Origin of the sequence: Burkholderia cepacia GG4 (genome assembly GCF_000292915.1) — a bacterium.
GTDB lineage: Bacteria > Pseudomonadota > Gammaproteobacteria > Burkholderiales > Burkholderiaceae > Burkholderia > Burkholderia cepacia_D.
This window is the reverse complement of sequence record NC_018513.1, coordinates 300,837-319,539: the sequence shown is the minus strand read 5'-3', so window position 1 is coordinate 319,539 and position 18,703 is coordinate 300,837. Positions and strand designations below refer to the sequence as shown.

Sequence of the window (18,703 nt, the reverse complement as noted above, 5' to 3'; positions counted from 1 at the left end):
ACCACACCGCAGCGCCGACCGATCGGTCGCTTAAAAAAGGTTAGGAGGCGCGTCGCGCTTGTACAAGGGGGACAAGCCCGATGCGCATGGCTCCGATACACGCCATCCGCCGAGCGATGAACCGCGGCTGGCGCCCCGCTGACCCGCGCGCCAGGAAGCCGCGGGCGCAATGTTGCTCAGCCGACAAAGGTGACTGACGGCAAGCGGGGTGTTTCGTTTGGCATCCGAAGCCTAGACTGGCTGCATCGATTCCGCCCGCACCGACGAAGGCGCGGCTCCGGAACCTCACGGAGCAAACACGATGAAAGCGATGAAACTTGCAGCGTACGCGATACTGCTGATCGGCCCGGCGTTCGCCGCCCAGGCCCAGGCCGAATCGACGCTGACGCGCGCGGAAGTTCGCCAGGAACTCTCGGAACTGCAGGCGGCAGGCTACCGGGCGAACCTCGCGAGCAGTCCCGACTTTCCGCAAAACATGCAGGCGATCATGCAGCGCGCCGCGCAGGTGCGCGGCGACACGGCCGGCTACGGCAGCGCCGGTCATGCAAACGTGGAATCAGGGAAGCCGGCATTGCCGCCCGTGGTCGACCGCGACACGTACGCCCCTCACTGAAGCGGGCGAGAGCGGGCCGGGCGCGTGAACGCGCGACGACCCGCCCCGCTGCCGGCATACCCGCCGCGCGACACACGGCGGGCAGCGGCGGTCAGACGCTGAAGCGGTTCAGCGTGTACGCACGATAGGCCGCGACGAACGCGTCGAATGATCCGGCCTCCTTCGCTTCCAGCTCGGCCTGCTCGGCCAGCGACTTTGCCGCGAGCGCTTGCTCGGTGCGCATCGTCTCCGCCGACGGCGGGTTCGCACGGAAATGCGCGGCATGCGCTTCGCTGTGTGCACGCGCGAACGCGAGGAACGACTGGCCGTTCTCGCGCATCGTGCGCAGCACGCGCGCCGACGGCGTGCGCTCCGGATCGGCGAGCTTCTCGCGCTGCGCGGCGATCGCGCGCGCATGCTCGTCGCCGCCGCGGATCTCGTCGAGACGGCGCCCGACGGTTTCGATATCGGTCATCAGGTCGTCCGCCCACGCCTGCAGCGTAACCGGCTGGCCGTCGCGCGTCAGCGTGAGTCCGGGCATGCGCCCTTCCATCGTCACGCTGCCGAAGTTCGCATTCGCTTCCTTGTACGCGTCGCAATCGAGCACGGGGCTCTCGTCGAGTGCGCACGCGAGCAGGAATGCATCGATGAAACGCGCGGTCTCGAGCGCGATGCCGGTCGGCTCGAACGGATCGATGTCGAGGCAGCGCACTTCGATGTACTGCACGCCGCGCGACGCGAGCGCATGCAGCGGCCGCTCGCCCGAATACGTGACGCGTTTCGGCCGGATCGTCGAGTAGAACTCGTTCTCGATCTGCAGCACGTTCGTGTTGATCTGGATCCACTCGCCGTCGCGATGCGTACCGATCGCCTCGTACGCCGGATACGGCTCGCTCACCGCCTTCGACAGCGCATCCAGATAACCGGACAGCGTGTTGTAGTCGACCTGCAGCGCGGCCTGCGCGGTCGTGTTCGAGTAGCCGAGGTCGCTCATCCGCAGGCTCGTCGCATACGGGCGATACAGCGTATCGGCATCGAACACGTCGAGCGTGTGCGGCTTGCCGCGCAGGAATTTCGCGTCGAGCGCGGGCGATGCGCCGAACAGGTACATCAGCAGCCAGCTGCGACGGCGGAAGTTGCGGATCTGCGCGAGATAGCGCTCCGACTGGTAATCGACGAGCGTGGCCGTCGAGCCTTCATCCGCATGCAGGCGCCGCCACACTTCCTCGTGCAGCGAGTAGTTGTAGTGGATGCCGGCGATGCACTGCATCGTGCGGCCGTAGCGATACGCGAGGCCGCGCCGGTACACCGTCTTCAGGCGGCCGATGTTCGACGTGCCGTAGTCGGCGATCGGAATGTCGTCGTCGGCCGGCAGCAGGCCCGGCATCGAGTCGTTCCACAGCATCTCGTCGCCGAGCGACGCATACACGTAGCGGTGCAGATCGTCGAGACGTTCGAGCGTGATCGACGCGTCCGCTTCCGCCGGCGTGATCAGTTCGATCAGCGCTTCGGAATAGTCGGTCGTCAATGACGGGTGCGTGAGGGCCGAACCGAGTGCGCGCGGATGCGGCGTGAACGCAATCATCCCGTCGCGCGTCACGCGCAGGCTTTCCTTTTCGATGCCGCGCAGGCCGTCGGGCAGACGCTGCCGCGTCGGGCCCGAGCTCAGCGCTTCGAGACGATTCAGCAGCAGTTCGGACTGGCGGTGAGTCATGGTGTTCGACATGGAGACGCAAGTGCGTGACGGCCGCGCGCAGAATACCGCGCGCGGCCGGCTGGATTATTGGTCGCTTCGTTGGTAGCGGGCACTTTAACATCTCGCCGAAACCCGCGCTTGAGGTCACTCCGGGCCGCGTGCGCAGGCCGTAGCGGTCCGCCGGGCGGGGCGATGACGACTATTGACGCGTGCGCTGCCGACTGCGGTCAGCGGCAACGAATGCCGCGATCGCGAGAAATTCGTCGGATGGAACGTGACCGGGGCGCGAAGCCACGACGACAGGTGCAACCCGCGCCGCCGTACCCGCTATTCAACACCTTCGCGGTTCAGCCGACCGTGCGCCGGGGCGGCGGACGCCGGATTTGTTTGATCGCCGTCAAGCGTCGCAACCATGAGGACGACCGACCGATCGATCGTCGCCGGAGCGGCGCCCTCCGCGGGTCGCGTCGCGGCCTCGCCCGGTCGCACCGGCCGAGCCAGCCACCGCTGCCGTCATCCGCCGCGCGCGCCGCCGGCCCGGTCCGCGACGTCGTTCCATAAATGAAGCGCCGCGTACGCGCGCCACGGCCGCCACGCTTCGGTGCGGCGCTTCTGGCTTGCGAGCCGGTCGAGCGACGGATCGCGCGCGGTAATCGACTGCATCAGCACGAGGTCGGACGCCGGCCAGGCATCAGGGTCGCGCCATGCGCGCATTGCGATGTATTCGACCGTCCACGGGCCGATGCCGGGCAGGTCGAGCCACGCGCGGCGCAAGGTCCCGAGATCGGCATGCGCGGGATCGAGCGGCACGTGGCCGGCCGCCACCGCGCGCGCCATGCCGGTCAGCGCCGCCGCCCGCTTGCCGGGCATCCCGATTTTCTCCAGGTCGCATGCGGCAAGCGCGTCCGGCGTCGGAAAGCGCCAGGCGGGTGCGCCGTCCGGTGCCGCCATGCCGTCATCGTGCACGACGCGCTCGCCGGACCGCTGGACGAGCCGGCCGACGATCGTCGTCGCTGCCTTCACGCTCACCTGCTGGCCGACGATCGCGCGGACCGCGAGCTCGAACCCCGACCATGCGCCGGGCACCCGCAGCCCCGGCGCGGCCTCGACGAGCGGCGCGAACCACGGGTCGCGCGCGAGCCCGCCGCCGATCGCGGCCGGATCGGCGCCGAGATCGAACATCGACGCGACGCGGCGCGCGAATGCGTCGTCGACATGGCGCGCGGCGGCTCCTTCAACGGTCGCGATCAGGCAATGCCGGCGCGGATGCTTCGTGACGGTGAGTCGGCCCGCGTCGCCGTGCAGGTCGACGATACGGCGATAGACGCCGTCGATGACCTGCTCGACGCCCGGAATCGCCCGCCCGCTGAAGAAGCGCAGCACGCGCGCCCAGTCGTACGGCGCCTTGAAGCGCAGCTCCATTTGCGCGGACGGCGGCACCTGGCCGCCGTTCGCGATCGACGTGATCGTGGTCGTTTCGATGCTCAAACTGCGTTTCCCTCCGCAACGGCTTCGGTTTCATCGTCGCGCACGTGGCTCGCCTCGGACGCGAGCAGCGTCGCCTTGCGGCGCACGCCCCAGCGATATCCGGCGAGCGCGCCGCCCTTCTGCACGACACGGTGGCACGGGATCGCGAGCGCGACCGGGTTCGACGCGCAGGCCGACGCGACGGCCCGCACCGCACGCGGCGAGCCCAGCGCCTCGGCGATCTCCGAGTAGCTGCGCGTTTCGCCGTACGGGATATGCGTCAACGCCTCCCAGACGCGCTGCTGGAACGCGGTCGGCGCAATGTCGAGCGGCAGGTCGAACGCGTGCCGCGTGCCGTCCAGGTATGCGCGGATCTGCGCGACGAACGGCGCGAGCTGCGCGGCGGATTCGACCAGCTCGGCGCGCGCGAACGCGTCCTTCAGCTCGTCGACCAGCGACGCCGGCTCGTCGCCGAACGCGATCCGGCAAATGCCCTGTTCAGTCGCGGCGACGAGCACCGTGCCGAGCGGCGTCGACGCGGTCGCATAGTCGATCCGCAGGCCGGCGCCCTGGCGGCGGAACGCAGATGGCGCCATCCCCAGTTCGCGCGGCACCGATGCATAGAGCCGCGACGGTGAGTTGAAACCCGCGTCGACGGCCGCCTGCGTGACCGGCTGCCCGCTTTGCAGCGCCTCGCGCAGCGCGGCGCCGCGCTGCGCGGCCTGGTACTGCCGCGGCGACACGCCGACCACGCGCTTGAACAGCCGCTGCAGGTGGAACGGGCTCACGTGCACGGCGTCGCTCAGCTGCTGCAACGTGAGCCGCTCGGCATGTGCGTCGAGCACCGCGCATGCGCGATTGACGATCTCGAGCTCGCGCGGCAACCCTTCCGGCTGGCAACGCTTGCAGGGCCGGAAACCGGCCGCGCGGGCGGCGGCCGGATCGGCAAAGAAGGACACATGCTCGCGCCGCGGCAGCCGCGACGCGCAGCTCGGGCGACAGAACACGCCGGTCGTGCGCACGGCATAGAAGAACGCGCCGTCCGCGTGCGGATCGCGGGCGGTCACGGCGCCCCAGCGGGCATCATCGGTCGGATAGGCGGTTTTCATCTGAACCTCGCACTCTCTAGTGTAGATGGTGCCTACTCTAGACATCGGCATGCGCCGTCGCGCCCTGAATCTTGCTCTGTGATTCGCGTTTGCGAAACCGGGCGCGCATCGCAATCGTTTAATCAGATGAAAACGCGTGCGGGTGCTGCTCCGGCACCGTTTTCGTCATGATTCCGTCACTGTTTTGCTGCAGTGCAGCTGCGACAAATCGCCGTCCTGACGATTTTTTACACTCGGAATATTGCAACGCAGCATCGCCGTGTGTATAGTTGGAACTGTCTCCTCCATGTCTCCTCCTGATATGGATTAAGCCCGTTCCGCTCTGCGTGAACGGGCTTTTTTTCGTCCGTCGATCGTGTCGCGTTCCGGCGCGCGTCGCCGGCGCGGTCTACACTCGGTGCACGCTATCCGCGAAGGAGTGCCCGCTCATGAAACCGACCATCCGCGCGATCGATCACGTCGTGCTGCGCGTGACCGACATGGCTGCGATGACGCGTTTTTACTGCGACGCCGTCGGCTGCCACGTGGAGAAGGAACAACCCGACCTGGGCCTCGTGCAGTTGCGCGCCGGCGATGCGTTGATCGACCTGCTGTCGGTCGGCGGTCCGATCGACCGTCCCGACAGCGGCCCGCCCGGCGCGGGACGCAACCTCGATCATCTATGCCTGCGCGTCGAGCCGTTCGACTCCGACGCGCTGATCGAGCATTTCGCCGCGTATGGCGCGCGCCCCGGCGCCCCCGCCGAACGCTACGGCGCCGGCGGCTACGGGCCGTCGATCTACCTGTTCGATCCCGAAGGAAACATGCTGGAATTCAAGGGGCCGCCTGCCGCGCTCGGCTGAGCGCCGGCCGTCACGCGTCGGCGCGCGCCTTCAGGACCGTCCACTCGACCGCGACCGGATCGTGGTCGGCACTCGAGATCCACGCGGTGCCGTCCTGCACCGTGCACTGCAGGCGCATCGTGCGCTCGGCGAGGCGCCCGAGCGCGGCCGCGACGCCGTCGGCCAGCGACAGCACCTGCACGTTGCGCAGCCGCTCCACCTTGCTGCGCACGCCCTGCCACCAGATCTCCGAGGTCTTGCCGCCATATGCGATCACCGTGACCTGTCCGGCGCGGCCGGCGGCCTTCGAGATACGCCGCTCGTCGGGCTGGCCGGCCTCGATCCACACGTCGATCGCGCCCGTCAGGTCCTTTTGCCACAGATCGGGTTCGTCGACGTCCGACAGCCCCTTGCAGAATTCGAGACGCTCGTGCGCGAACAGCGCGAACGCGACGATGCGCACCATCATCCGGTCGTCGGTTTCCGACGGGTGACGGGCGACCGTCAACGCATGATCGGCGTAGTAGTGCCGATCCATGTCGGCGATTTGCAGCTCGGCTTTGTAGATCGTGGATTTCAGCGCCATGCGGATACGGCCCGGGCGGGCATTCGGTTCGGTCGGGCCGTGATGATACCGAATGCGCGCCGCCCGGCGCATGATCTGTGCGCCACAGCACAACGGCCCGGCATCGGCCGGGCCGCGTTCAGGACGCGCCGCCGGCGTGTCGGGCCGGTGCGCGGATGCGAGAGGTGCGCGTGCGGGTTATTGCTTGACGAAGCGCGAATCGGTCCAGAGACCCTGCTGGTCGCTGTTGTCGGCGCTGACGAACTGCACGTCGCCCTGATCGACCGACACCACGCGGAAACGCTGGCCTTCCGGCACCGACAGGCAACGGTAGTCGTCGAAGTACTGCTGCTTCGCCTGCGACTTGCCGTCACGCTCGTGGTTCAGTACGGAGTCCAGATTGTCTTTCGACAGACAGCCCCACGCATTCTTCGTCAGCTGGATTTCCTGCTTCGGCTGGACAGCCGAATCGCCGCCCGCCTGGGCGATCGAGACCACGGAAAATGCGCCGACAAGGGCAACAAGGACACCGGTTCGCTTCATCATGTTCTGTCTCCAGGCTTGCGGGCACCAGGCTGGGTTAGCTATGTGTTTAAAGATGATCGTGAACCCGCGTTTTTCACTTTAGAAGACCGGCAAGCGATATCAAGCACATTTGTTGTGCGATCGCAATAGCGGCGAATTGTCGCACCCTGCGCGCAGCCGGTTTTTCGCGTGTCGCGCACGCGCGGTGGTGCCTGCCGTCCAGCGGACCAGCCCGCGCCGCCGGGCGCGAAGCGTTGTCCGGCAAGACGTGCGGCAAAGTTACGCTGCACCGGTTGAACGGTTTGGATAATTCATTTCAATATCGAGACCATTTTGACGCGCTGCACACAAAGTCGTCCGAAACGATATGAATTTACCGCAGTGCGGCGCCGGATTTACCTGATACAAGAAAAATGCCAGGTATAAGCGCGTGCGTATTTATCCGTATTTTCCCGCATGCGCCCCGTGCCCGCGGCAGCGGGGCCCCGGGGTTTCTTTCGTCGGTGTTTTTACCCGGCGTTACTCAGGCCGATTGCGGGCGCTCGAAATAATCGCGCTGGAAGATGCACATGCGATATGCGTTGTGATACGCGCCGTTTCCGAAAAATTCTTCCTTCAATTCAGCCTCGTGCTGGAATCCGCATTTCTCGTACACGTGGATGGCCGCCGCATTCGACGTATCGACGATCAGGTACAGCTTGCGCATGTTCAATACCTTGAACGCGTACTCGATCGCGAGACGCGTCGCCTGGCCGGCATAGCCGCGCCCCTGGCATTGGGGCGCGATGATGATCTGGAACTCGCCGCGACGATGGATGTAGTCGAGCTCGATCAGCTCGACGAGGCCGACCAGTTCGTCCTGCGGATTGACCGCGACGAAGCGGCGCTCGCGCTGGTCGTGCACGTGGCGGTCATACAGCTGCGACAGCTCCGAGAAGGTTTCGTACGGCTCCTCGAACCAGTAGCGCATGATCTTCGCGTCGTTGTTCAGTTCGTGAACGAAGCGCAGGTCCTGGCGCTCCAGCGGCCTCAGTGCGAGCGTGTGCTTGTCGTTCTGGAGTTGCATGTTCGTGTCCTTTTTGATGCCCGCGTGTGGGTGCGACGCCCGCGCGGCGCTGCCGCGAAGCCGGCCCGTTCCGCGCGGCAAGAAGTTGACCGCGGGCGAAGTTCAGAGCCTAGAATGGGAGCAAGGGTTCCTGCCACCGCAAGGAGGCTATCGTGATCGAGCAAGTCATACTCGGAATTTTCCTCGTGCTGCCACTCGTGATCGTGGCTGCGCTGTTCTCCGACGAACTGTGGCAGGAACATCGGCGCCAGCATCCGCGCGACGAAAACGCACCGCATATCGACTGGAAGCATCCGTGGCGCCGTGTGCGGCGTGAGCACTGAGCCGATCACCGCCTGACTGATGTAACCGCCTCCGTTTCGAACCGATTCCCGCTCAACCCGCGAGACGCCGACGTGAACGACAAACCCGCGCTCCCTGCGCACGACATTCCTAGCGAAACGATCGACCTGCAGATCGCCGACGTGCTGGCGGCCGTCCGCTACCCGGCGAACAAGGACGCGATCGTCGACGCCGCGCGCGACGCCGGCGCCAGCAACGAAGTGCTGTCGATGCTCGACGGCTTGCCCGAACAGGACTACGCGGACGTCGATGCCGTCACGCGCTGGGTCGCCGGCAACTTCGGCCCCGGCCTGGGTATTTGAGCGCACGCGAATAACACGATAGGATCGGGCCGCACCGGTCAAGCTGCGGCCCGATGCATGCCGCCCGGCGCCAAGACCGGGCGTTTTCGCACGAGCGCCCGGGGGAATCCATGGAAGGTATCCTGATTCAGCACACGTCGCGTCGTCAGCTATGGTTCGGCGCGCTGACGGCGCTCGTCATCGTGCTCGCACTCGGGATCGCCGTGCCGCACGCGAACGTCGCGCTGCCGGCCGTCGACCCGTTCATGCCGATGTGCGCGCTGACCGTGTTCACCACCGCGAGCATCGCCGCGTTCTTCCTCGGCGCGCAGTTCACCGTGACACGCCAGCCGGTGCTCGGTGCGCTCGGCGGCGCCTATGCGTTCACCGCGCTCGCCGTGGCGCTGCAGTTGCTCACCTTTCCCGGCGTGTTCGCGCCGCACGGGCTGCTCGGCGCGCGTCCGCAAAGCGCCGCGTGGATGTGGGTCTTCTGGCATGCCGGGTTTCCGTGCTTCGTGATGGCCGCGCTGCTCGCGCGCGAGCGACTCACGCGTACACCCGTCGGCACGATGCAGACGCGCTGGTGGGCGATCGGGCTGGTCGGCGGCCCGGCCGTCGCGGCCGCGCTGCTCTGCGTGCTCGCGCTGAACGTGGCGCTGCCGCCCGCGTTCCAACCGCCCGGCGACACGGCCGCACTGCCCGTCAACGAGATCGCGCTGGTCGTGTGGATCCTCAATGCGCTCGCGCTGGGTGCGGTGCTGGCTGCCGGCCGGCTGCGTACGACGCTCGACCTGTGGCTCGCGATCGCGGTGCTCGCGTGCCTCACCGACACGACGCTGAACCTGCTGACCACGAACCGCTTCACGGTCGGCTGGTATCTCGCGCGCGTGTTCAGCATGTTCACGCCCGGCGTGCTCGTGTGCGTACTCGCGTGGGAAGTGACGAAGCTGTATCAGCAACTGTTCGAGGCGCACGCGACGCTGGTTCGCTCTTCCGCACGCGACGGGCTGACCGGTGCGTTCAATCGCAGTCACTTCAACGATCACTTCCATACGCTGTTCCTGCAGGCGCGGCGCCAGAGCGAGCCGTTGTCGCTGCTGATGGTCGACGTCGATCACTTCAAGGCCTACAACGACGCGTTCGGTCACGTGAAGGGCGATGCATGCCTGATCGCGGTCGCGAATGCGCTGGCCAGCGCGGTGCGGCGGCCAGCGGATATCGTCGCGCGCTACGGCGGCGAGGAGTTTGCGATCGTGCTGCCGAACACCGGCGCGCGCGGTGCACGGGTCGTGGCCGAGGAAGCGCGCGAAGCGGTGCTGCGGCTCGATCTCGCGATGCCTGCTTCGGCGAGGCGCTTGAGCGTGAGCGTCGGGTGCGCGACTGTGTCGGCCGATGACCTGTCGACGCCCGACGCGTTGATCGAAGCCGCCGATGCCGCGCTGTACCGCGCGAAGGATGCCGGGCGAAACCGGGTCGTTATCGCCTGAAAACGTCTGCGGATTGGGGATTTGTTACGGACATTGTGACCGGAATAATCCGCCGTTACGGATTATGGATCAGGGAAACGATCGCTTACAGCCGGTGTTGAGGGTGCTCGCTATGCTCGATTCATGTCGAATCCGAGCAGGTGAACGCGATGAAGAAAACCCTTTTGCTGATTGCCAGCGTGGCCGCGTTGTTGAGCGGATGTATCGTGGTGCCTGATGGCGGTGGGTATTACGGTGGTGGCGGGTATTACCACCATCATCATCATTGGGATTGATGGCATTCCACGCCGCGGTTCATCGCGGCTGCCGCGATGACGCCGTCCGGACCAGTCGATATTTTAAGGCTCAGCGCCCGTCGATCGGCCCGGACCGCGGCTGGATGTGCAGCCGAATGCACCAGCCCCAGGAGATAGCGATACTCGCCTTCGCAGTGCTAACGCCTGCATCAGCCATCGGCAAGGCATTCATCTCGGCGTTTGGTCCAGCATGAGCAAACGCCGATCCCGCCGCGATGGTGTTCCGGGAAGTTGAATTCCGCTGGCGTGGCGTTTTACTTCCCGATACAGAACCTGCTGAAAATCACCCCCAGCAGATCATCCGAAGTGAACTCACCCGTAATCGCATTGAGCTGCTCCTGCGCGAGCCGCAGTTCCTCCGCAAACAGATCGAGCGACTGCGCGCGCTGCTCCGCATGATCGGCCGCTTGCGCCAGATGTTCCTGCGCGGCCCGCAGCGCAATCAGATGGCGCTCGCGCGCCAGATAAACACCTTCAGCCCCCGCCTGCCACCCCGCGATCCGCAGCAGTTCCGCGCGCAGCATGTCGATCCCGTCGCCGCGCTTGGCCGACAGATGCACTTCGGTCAGATCGCCTTCGGCCGCCGGGTGCTCGACGCACGCCGGCACGCCGGTGAGGTCCGTCTTGTTCAGCACGCGCACCACCGGCACGCGATCCGGGAACCGCGCGGCGATCGTCTCGTCGTCCGCCGTCATCCCCGTGCGCGAATCGAGCAGATGCAGCACGACATCCGCACGCTCGATCTCGCTCCACGTGCGCGCAATCCCGATCCGCTCGACTTCATCCTCCGTCTCGCGCAACCCGGCCGTATCGATAATGTGCAGCGGAATCCCTTCGACCTGGATCGTCTGCGCCACCTTGTCGCGCGTCGTCCCGGCAATCGGCGTGACGATCGCCAGCTCCGCGCCGGCAAGCGCGTTCAGCAGCGACGACTTGCCGACGTTCGGCTGCCCCGCCAGCACGACCGACAGCCCTTCGCGCAGCAGCGCACCTTGCCGCGCATCGCCGAGCACGTGCGCCAGTTGCTCGCGGATCCTCGCAAGCTTGCCGCGCGCATCGGCCGCTTCCAGGAAGTCGATTTCCTCTTCCGGAAAATCGAGCGTCGCCTCGACCAGCATCCGCAGCGTGATCACGTCCTCGACCAGCGCATGGATCTGCCGCGAGAACGCGCCGTCCAGCGAACGCCCGGCCGAGCGCGCCGCGGCTTCGGTGCTCGCCTCGATCAGGTCGGCGACCGCCTCGGCCTGCGCGAGGTCGAGCTTGTCGTTGAGAAACGCACGCCGCGTGAACTCGCCCGGCTCCGCGAGCCGCAGCCCGAAGCCGCGCCCCGCATCCAGGCAGCGCTGCAGCAGCAGCTGCATCACGATCGGCCCGCCATGCCCCTGCAATTCCAGCACGTGCTCGCCGGTGTACGAGTGCGGCGCGGGGAAATACAACGCGATCCCGCGGTCGAGCGGCGCACCGTGCTCGTCGAGGAACGGCACGTAGCTCGCATGGCGCGGCGCCAGCCGCTGCCCGCACAGCGCGTCGATCAGCGGCAGCGCGGCCGCCTCGCCGCCGCGCCCGAACGACACGCGGACGACGCCGATGCCACCCCGGCCGGCAGCAGTGGCAATGGCGACGATCGGATCGGAATCGGTAGCGAGCATGGGAATCGGGTAATCAGGCAGTGAATAGTGCGCCCGCGCAACAGTTCGGGCATCGGAACGCGGGCATTGTAGCGCGCCGGCCCGCACGCCACCGGACGCCATGCCAGTTTCGAACTCGCCCGAATTTATCCCGGCGGAGCTAAGCCGAGTATCAATTCCGGGCAGCCGCGAGCTGTCCGTTTCGGACAAGTATGCCTGTCGTAGCGGCCCGACGCTGAGGCCCCCAATTCGAGCAGACACTCCGCGCCTGATTGGGATTCATCCGAATAAGCTACGTTTATCTCATATGGTTGTCTGATACGCGTCAGCGGAATTGCACAATCACCCCCATGCCGACACCCGAAGAAAAAGCAGCGTTCTCGGAACGCCTGAAATTCGCCTTGCGGCGCAGCCCGGAGAAGGCCACCGGTGCGACGGAACTGGCGAACCGGTTCAATCTGCGTCACCGCGGCACGCAGCCCGTTTCGCCGCAAACCGCGCACAAATGGCTGACAGGCCGGACGATTCCGACGCCGGACAAACTCGAAACGCTCGCCAACTGGTTGCGCGTCGAACTGCATTGGCTGCATTACGGCCCGTCGCCGAGCGTGATCGAACATACGACGCCGCAACCGCTGCCGCGTGACGAGCGCTATCCGCCGACGCCCGAGACGATCGAACTCGCGTCGAAGATCGAGGCATTGCCGCCGCATCAGCGTTACCTCGTTCAGGAACTGATCGAGCAGTTCTACGGCGGCGAACCGAAACTCGAAGCGAAGAAGGCCTGAACGGGAACGGCCGAACGCACGCGCACGCCGCCCCCGAAAACAAAAAGCCGCATGGATCGAACCATGCGGCTTTTTTACGTGCATCGCGGGCGACTTGGCCGCCCGCGTGTGCCACGGGCGTCAGGCCGGCTTCTTCTTGACCCCGCCGAGCTTGCGCGTGATGTAGTACTGCTGTGCGATCGACAGCACGTTGTTCACGACGTAGTACAGCACCAGACCAGCCGGGAAGAAGAAGAACATCACCGAGAACGCGATCGGCATGAACTTCATCATCTTCGCCTGGACCGGGTCCGGCGGCGTCGGGTTCAGGCTCGTCTGCACGAACATCGAGACGGCCATCAGCACCGGCAGGATGAAGAACGGATCGCGCTGCGACAGGTCGTGAATCCACAGAATCCACGGCGCACCGCGCATTTCGACCGAGGCGAGCAGCACCCAGTACAGCGAGATAAACACCGGGATCTGGATCACGACCGGCAGACAGCCGCCGAACGGATTCACCTTCTCGGTCTTGTACAGCTCCATCAGCGCGGCATTCATCTTCTGCGGATCGCTCTTGAAGCGTTCGCGCAGCGCCTGCATGCGCGGCGTGATTTCCTTCATGCGCGCCATCGACTTGTAGCTCGCGGCCGACAGCGGGAAGAACACCGCCTTGATCAGGACTGTCAGCAGCACGATCGCCCAGCCCCAGTTGCCGACGAAGCCGTGGATCTTCTCGAGCAGCCAGAACAGCGGCTTCGCGATGATCGTCACCCAGCCATAGTCCTTCACGAGTTCCAGGCCCGGCGCGACGCCTTCGAGCATGCGCTCTTCTTCCGGACCGGCGAACAGGCGCGCCTGCACGTCGGCCGACTGGCCCGGTGCGATCGCGGCGACCGGCTGCTTCACGCCGACGCGGTACAGCGTCGGATCGATCTTTTCAGCGTAGATGTCGCGCTTCACGCCCTGCTGCGGGATCCATGCCGACGCGAAGTAGTGCTGCACCATCGCGACCCAGCCGTTGTCGGCGGAGTTCACGAAGTCGGCCTTGTTCTTGTCGAGGTCGCTGAAGTTGATCTTCTGGAAGTGCTTCGCGTCCGTGTAGACCGCCGGCCCGAGGAACGTATGCGAGAACATCGGCGTTTCGACGGCCGTGTTGTCGCGTACCAGTTCCATGTAGACCGTCGGCGTGACAGGTGCCGTGCCGACGTTGTCGATCTTGGTGTCGACGCCGATCACGTAGCTGCCGCGCGTGAACGTGTAGGTCTTCACGACCTTCACGCCGCCCTTCACCGGCGATTCGAACGACAGCTTCAGCGTGTTCTGGTCGCCCGTCAGCGACGTCGAGCCCGCATTGACCTGCGTGTAGACGTCGTTGTGGTTCGGGAAATCGCCGCCGAGCAGGCCCGAGCGCGCGAGATACGTGTGGCCGGCCGTGTGGTCGAACAGCGTGATGTACAGGTCGGGCTGCTTGCCGTCGCCCTGCTTCTTCAGCGTCAGCTTGGCGAGCGTGCCGCCGCGCGTGTCGATTTCGCCGTCATACACGTCGGTCGAGAACTTCACGAGCTGCGCTTGCGCGGCCGGGGCCGTCGTCGACGGTGCGGCGCCGGCTGCAGCGGCAGGCGCGTCACCTGCGGTCGTCGTCGCGCCCGTGCCCGATGCGCCGCCGGCAGCCACGGGGGCCGTCTGCGTTGCGCTCGGGAAGAACATCGACGGGCGCCCATGGGACCGCTGCCAGTTGTCGTACAGCATGACAGCTGACATGAAGAAGATCACCCATAGGACGGTGCGTTTGATATCCATGCGTTGTCTCAGAGTCGATGGGACCGCGCGTCGGCTTCGCCGCGAGCGCGAGTGTCGGAGTTGGGCGGCGGGACGAGGTCGATGCCGCCCGCGGAAAACGGATGGCATCGACACACGCGCCTGACGGCGAGATACGTGCCGCGCGCGGCGCCATGATACTGGATTGCCTCGCGCGCGTAATCAGAACAGGAAGGATAAAAACGGCAACGGTTGCCGAGCATAGGGCTCACGGCAACCTTGTAGAAGCGCAGCAAGGCGATCAATACCGTTTTCATACCTTGGGCGGCGCCGTTCGACGCCGCGTCAAAACCAGCCGGGCAGGCGCGAACGCCGCACCACGGATGGATGCGTCACTCGGACGCGGGCTTCGACGCCCGGCGGGCGATCTCCCGAACCGCTCTATCGAGCAGCTCACGGATTTCGGCCGCGCACATCGCCGCGAGCGGGGCGGAAGCCGCGCTCGGCAGCGCTTTCTTGTCGAAGCGCGTGTGCTGCCGCAGCAGCAGGTCGTAACCGGCGAATTCGGCCCGGCGCAAGCGAAACGCGTCGCGCGCCAGCCGCTTCACGAGGTTACGTGTGACTGCACGCGGCGCATACTTCTTGCCGACGACGAGCCCCAGACGAGCAGGCTGACCGGTCGGCTTGCCGTAGATCACGAAGTGCGCGGAGCGCCGCCAGGGGCGCAAACGAAAAACGGATGAAAATTCATCCGTTTTCAGAAGTCGCGCAGCTTTCGGGAAGGCGGCTTTCGTCTGCGACGGATTCGCACCCGGCTCGACGGCACCTTCCGCAGGACTGCGGACGGCGGACACAGCGCGCAACCTGCCTTAGATGGCGAGGCGCTTGCGGCCCTTCGCGCGGCGAGCGTTGATGACCTTGCGGCCACCTGCCGTCTTCATACGGACACGGAAGCCATGGGTGCGCTTGCGGCGCGTCACGGACGGTTGGTAAGTACGTTTCATGATGTTCTCACTTGTTCGAGAATGTCGAAATTCAGGGGACCGCGTGCCCTTAACCGGAGGCATTCGGGCGAACGCAATCGCCGGGAATACAGGATTGGTTTTCGCGGAACCCGCTATTTAAACCGTTTTTCTCTTGACGGTCAATACTTTAGGAGTCGTCCGCCTGTGCCGGCCCACACCGATCCGGCCCCGCGGCCCACAGCCACGGCCTGTGGATAAGTCGCGCTGTGGCCGCGTTTGGCGGTAGAATCTCGCCTTACCTCCAAGAATCCCGCACGCCGCTTCGGCCCTCGCCTGCCGCTCCACGACTGTGACGCAGGCGTCCGAAGCACGCTCGCACGACCGCTTCGGGCCTTGTTGCGCAACCGCCACAAGGGCGCCGGCGAGCCGCGCTGTGCACGCAAAAAACGACAGTTACTTGATGAACGATTTCTGGCAACACTGTTCCGCACTGCTGGAGCGCGAGCTAACGCCCCAGCAGTACGTGACGTGGATCAAACCCTTGGCCCCGGTGGCCTTCGATGCGTCGGCGCACACGCTGTCCATCGCCGCGCCGAACCGCTTCAAGCTGGACTGGGTCAAGAGCCAGTTTTCGGGCCGCATCTCCGATCTGGCCCGAGATTTCTGGAACGCGCCGATCGAAGTCCAGTTCGTCCTCGATCCGAAGGCTGGCATGCGCAGCGCCGCTGTGGGCGCCGCGCCGGCCGCTCCGCGCGCGCCGCTGGCACCGACCGGCCCTGCCGCCACGGTGGCCGCGATCGCCGCCAACCTGAGCGCGAATGCAGCTGCTGCGCCCAGCGCGCCGGCCAACGTGCCGATGACGGCGTCGGCAGCCGCCGGGCACCACCTGCACGCCGACGACGCCGACATCGACCTGCCGAGCCTGCCCGCGCACGAAGCGGCCGCCGGCCGTCGCACGTGGCGTCCGGGCCCCGGTGCCGCACCCGCCAACGGCGGCGAAGCCGATTCGATGTACGAACGCTCGAAGCTGAACCCCGTGCTCACCTTCGACAACTTCGTGACCGGTAAGGCGAACCAGCTCGCACGCGCCGCCGCGATCCAGGTCGCGGACAACCCAGGCATCTCGTACAACCCGCTGTTCCTGTACGGCGGCGTCGGCCTCGGCAAGACCCACCTGATCCACGCGATCGGCAACCAGCTGCTGCTCGACAAGGCCGGCGCACGAATCCGCTACATCCACGCCGAGCAATACGTGTCGGACGTGGTGAAGGCGTACCAGCGCAAGGCGTTCGACGACTTCAAGCGCTACTACCACTCGCTCGACCTGCTGCTGATCGACGATATTCAGTTCTTCTCCGGCAAGTCGCGCACGCAAGAGGAATTCTTCTACGCGTTCGAGGCGCTGGTCGCGAACAAGGCGCAGGTGATCATCACCAGCGACACGTATCCGAAGGAAATCTCGGGCATCGACGATCGCCTGATCTCGCGCTTCGACTCGGGCCTCACCGTCGCGATCGTGCCGCCCGAGCTGGAGATGCGCGTCGCGATCCTGATGCGCAAGGCGCAATCGGAAGGCGTGAACCTGTCGGAGGACGTCGCGTTCTTCGTCGCGAAGCACCTGCGCTCGAACGTGCGCGAACTCGAAGGCGCGCTGCGCAAGATCCTCGCGTATTCGAAGTTCCACGGCCGCGAGATCTCGATCGAGTTGACCAAGGAAGCGCTGAAGGACCTGCTGACCGTGCAGAACCGGCAGATTTCGGTCGAGAACATCCAGAAGACCGTCGCCGACTTCTACAACATCAAGGTCGCCGACATGTATTCGAAGAAGCGCCCCGCGAACATCGCGCGGCCGCGGCAGATCGCGATGTATCTCGCGAAGGAACTCACGCAGAAGAGCCTGCCGGAAATCGGCGAGCTGTTCGGCGGGCGCGACCACACCACCGTGCTGCACGCCGTGCGCAAGATCGCCGACGAGCGCAGCAAGGATGCGCAGCTCAACCACGAGCTGCATGTGCTGGAACAGACGCTGAAGGGCTGAGCGCGCGGGCGCGCTTGATAATTCGGCATCCGCCCCAAATTAAGGGGGGCGGTTCGGTTTTGAGGCACAATACTGGTTTGACCGCCCCGGTGGTGGCGGGCCAAGAGCCCGGCCGGCGGGGCGCTGCGAGGCTGCTGCGCTGCAGGCCGTTACTCAACGAAGGAACTCTATGCAACTGGTCAAGACCGAACGAGACACCCTCCTCAGGCCGCTGCAAACGGTCAGCGGCATCGTCGAACGCCGCCATACGTTGCCGATCCTCGCCAACCTGCTGATCACCAAGAACGGCCCGGACGTTTCGTTCCTGTCGACCGACCTGGAGCTGCAGATCACCACGCGCGCCGATTTCGGCGTCGGCGGCGACCAGGTGGCCACCACCGTCGCGGCCCGCAAGCTGCTCGACATCCTGCGCGCGATGCCTGACGGCCAGGTCACGCTGTCGCTGGCCGACAAGCGCCTCACCGTTCAGTCCGGCAAGAGCCGCTTCGCACTGCAGACGCTCGCGGCCGACGAGTTCCCGACCGTCGCGCAGGCGAAGGATTTCGGCGCGACCCTGACCGTCCCGCAGAAGTCGTTCCGCCAGCTGCTCGGCATGGTGCACTTCGCGATGGCGCAGCAGGACATCCGCTACTACCTGAACGGCATGCTGCTCGTCGTCGACGGCGACCAGCTGATGGCCGTGGCCACCGACGGCCACCGCCTCGCGTTCTCGTCGATGAAGCTCGAAGGCGGCACGTTCGGCCGCCAGGAAGTGATCGTGCCGCGCAAGACGATTCTCGAGCTGCAGCGGCTGCTCGAGGACATCGACGACACCGTCACCATCGACATCGCGCAGACCCAGGCCAAGTTCACGTTCGGCCAGGTCGAGCTCGTGTCGAAGCTGGTCGAGGGCAAGTTCCCCGACTTCCAGCGCGTGATCCCGAAGGCCCACAAGAACACGTTCGAGATCGGCCGTGAAGAGCTGCAGCGTTCGCTGCAACGCGCGGCAATCCTGACCTCGGACAAGTTCAAGGGCGTGCGCTGCATCATCGCGCCGGGCCAGCTGAAGATCATGTCGACCAACGCCGATCAGGAAGAGGCGCAGGAAGAACTGGAAATCGCTTACCAGGGCGATACCGTCGACATCGGCTTCAACGTCACGTATCTGCTCGACGTGCTCGCGAACCTGAAGGTCGACACCGTGCAGGTGAGCCTCGGCGACGCCAGCTCGAGCGCGCTGATTACCGTGCCCGAGAACGAAGAGTTCAAGTATGTCGTGATGCCGATGCGCATCTGACGCGCTCGACATCGCAACACA

General features: G+C 65.7%; 20 protein-coding genes. 9 read left to right on the top strand and 11 right to left on the bottom strand.

Annotated features, from left to right (window positions below; genetic code table 11):
- Window positions 1-301 precede the first annotated feature (301 nt).
- Window positions 302-613, top strand: a complete 312-nt coding sequence (locus tag GEM_RS01370; protein WP_014895664.1) for a DUF4148 domain-containing protein — start codon at window positions 302-304, stop codon at window positions 611-613.
- A gap of 91 nt (window positions 614-704) precedes the next feature.
- On the opposite strand, the gene gshA is transcribed toward GEM_RS01370, so the two are convergent.
- The 3 genes from gshA to ada form a co-directional block, all read right to left on the bottom strand.
- Complete coding sequence (gene gshA, locus GEM_RS01365; protein WP_041490427.1) at window positions 705-2,318, bottom strand: glutamate--cysteine ligase; 1,614 nt, start codon at window positions 2,316-2,318, stop codon at window positions 705-707.
- A gap of 483 nt (window positions 2,319-2,801) precedes the next feature.
- Entirely contained in the window at window positions 2,802-3,776 is a 975-nt protein-coding gene (locus GEM_RS01360; RefSeq protein ID WP_014895662.1) for a DNA-3-methyladenine glycosylase family protein, read from the bottom strand.
- On the bottom strand, window positions 3,773-4,864 hold the full coding sequence (ada, locus tag GEM_RS01355; protein ID WP_014895661.1) for a bifunctional DNA-binding transcriptional regulator/O6-methylguanine-DNA methyltransferase Ada: 1,092 nt from the start codon (window positions 4,862-4,864) through the stop codon (window positions 3,773-3,775). Before ada ends, GEM_RS01360 begins: the two co-directional genes overlap by 4 nt.
- Before the next feature lie 428 nt (window positions 4,865-5,292).
- Between ada and GEM_RS01350 the strand changes: the two genes are divergently transcribed.
- A complete protein-coding gene (locus GEM_RS01350) occupies window positions 5,293-5,706 on the top strand; it encodes a VOC family protein (RefSeq protein ID WP_014895659.1) in 414 nt (137 codons plus the stop codon).
- A gap of 10 nt (window positions 5,707-5,716) precedes the next feature.
- Here the strand turns inward: GEM_RS01350 and GEM_RS01345 are convergent, their stop codons facing one another.
- From GEM_RS01345 to speG, 3 genes are all read right to left on the bottom strand, one after another.
- Window positions 5,717-6,271 (bottom strand): YaeQ family protein, encoded by a 555-nt coding sequence (locus GEM_RS01345; protein WP_014895658.1) that lies wholly within the window; start codon window positions 6,269-6,271, stop codon window positions 5,717-5,719.
- 177 nt (window positions 6,272-6,448) lie between these two features.
- Window positions 6,449-6,796: a surface attachment protein Sap1 gene (sap1, locus tag GEM_RS01340; RefSeq protein ID WP_014895657.1), complete on the bottom strand. Its 348-nt coding sequence runs from the start codon at window positions 6,794-6,796 to the stop codon at window positions 6,449-6,451.
- Between the two features lie 502 nt (window positions 6,797-7,298).
- The gene (speG, locus tag GEM_RS01335; RefSeq protein WP_014895656.1) at window positions 7,299-7,841 is read right to left on the bottom strand and encodes a spermidine N1-acetyltransferase; all 543 of its coding nucleotides are present in this window, start codon (window positions 7,839-7,841) and stop codon (window positions 7,299-7,301) included.
- 152 nt (window positions 7,842-7,993) lie between these two features.
- Here speG and GEM_RS31720 point away from each other — a divergent pair, with 152 nt between their 5' ends.
- From GEM_RS31720 to GEM_RS32090, 4 genes are all read left to right on the top strand, one after another.
- Window positions 7,994-8,164, top strand: a complete 171-nt coding sequence (locus GEM_RS31720) for a hypothetical protein (protein ID WP_014895655.1) — start codon at window positions 7,994-7,996, stop codon at window positions 8,162-8,164.
- A 72-nt stretch (window positions 8,165-8,236) separates the two neighbouring features.
- Window positions 8,237-8,485 carry a DUF2795 domain-containing protein gene (locus GEM_RS01325; protein ID WP_014895654.1) on the top strand — a complete coding sequence of 83 codons (249 nt, stop codon included), beginning with the start codon at window positions 8,237-8,239 and terminating at the stop codon, window positions 8,483-8,485.
- Window positions 8,486-8,595: 110 nt separating this feature from the next.
- Window positions 8,596-9,951: a GGDEF domain-containing protein gene (locus GEM_RS01320; RefSeq protein WP_014895653.1), complete on the top strand. Its 1,356-nt coding sequence runs from the start codon at window positions 8,596-8,598 to the stop codon at window positions 9,949-9,951.
- 149 nt (window positions 9,952-10,100) lie between these two features.
- The gene (locus tag GEM_RS32090; RefSeq protein WP_268745853.1) at window positions 10,101-10,226 is read left to right on the top strand and encodes a hypothetical protein; all 126 of its coding nucleotides are present in this window, start codon (window positions 10,101-10,103) and stop codon (window positions 10,224-10,226) included.
- A 275-nt stretch (window positions 10,227-10,501) separates the two neighbouring features.
- On the opposite strand, the gene mnmE is transcribed toward GEM_RS32090, so the two are convergent.
- Window positions 10,502-11,896: a tRNA uridine-5-carboxymethylaminomethyl(34) synthesis GTPase MnmE gene (gene mnmE / locus GEM_RS01315; RefSeq protein ID WP_014895652.1), complete on the bottom strand. Its 1,395-nt coding sequence runs from the start codon at window positions 11,894-11,896 to the stop codon at window positions 10,502-10,504.
- A gap of 329 nt (window positions 11,897-12,225) precedes the next feature.
- Between mnmE and GEM_RS01310 the strand changes: the two genes are divergently transcribed.
- A complete protein-coding gene (locus tag GEM_RS01310) occupies window positions 12,226-12,663 on the top strand; it encodes a transcriptional regulator (RefSeq protein WP_014895651.1) in 438 nt (145 codons plus the stop codon).
- A 120-nt stretch (window positions 12,664-12,783) separates the two neighbouring features.
- Here the strand turns inward: GEM_RS01310 and yidC are convergent, their stop codons facing one another.
- From yidC to rpmH, 4 genes are all read right to left on the bottom strand, one after another.
- Complete coding sequence (gene yidC, locus GEM_RS01305; RefSeq protein WP_014895650.1) at window positions 12,784-14,445, bottom strand: membrane protein insertase YidC; 1,662 nt, start codon at window positions 14,443-14,445, stop codon at window positions 12,784-12,786.
- Window positions 14,446-14,453: 8 nt separating this feature from the next.
- Window positions 14,454-14,720, bottom strand: a complete 267-nt coding sequence (gene yidD, locus GEM_RS29345; protein WP_006489939.1) for a membrane protein insertion efficiency factor YidD — start codon at window positions 14,718-14,720, stop codon at window positions 14,454-14,456.
- Window positions 14,721-14,795: 75 nt separating this feature from the next.
- Window positions 14,796-15,257: a ribonuclease P protein component gene (gene rnpA / locus GEM_RS01300; protein WP_021157986.1), complete on the bottom strand. Its 462-nt coding sequence runs from the start codon at window positions 15,255-15,257 to the stop codon at window positions 14,796-14,798.
- 15 nt (window positions 15,258-15,272) lie between these two features.
- Entirely contained in the window at window positions 15,273-15,407 is a 135-nt protein-coding gene (gene rpmH / locus GEM_RS01295) for a 50S ribosomal protein L34 (protein ID WP_004198824.1), read from the bottom strand.
- A 421-nt stretch (window positions 15,408-15,828) separates the two neighbouring features.
- Here rpmH and dnaA point away from each other — a divergent pair, with 421 nt between their 5' ends.
- Window positions 15,829-17,406 (top strand): chromosomal replication initiator protein DnaA, encoded by a 1,578-nt coding sequence (dnaA, locus tag GEM_RS01290; protein ID WP_014895648.1) that lies wholly within the window; start codon window positions 15,829-15,831, stop codon window positions 17,404-17,406.
- A gap of 169 nt (window positions 17,407-17,575) precedes the next feature.
- Entirely contained in the window at window positions 17,576-18,682 is a 1,107-nt protein-coding gene (gene dnaN, locus GEM_RS01285; RefSeq protein WP_006750113.1) for a DNA polymerase III subunit beta, read from the top strand.
- The last annotated feature ends 21 nt before the right edge of the window (window positions 18,683-18,703 follow it).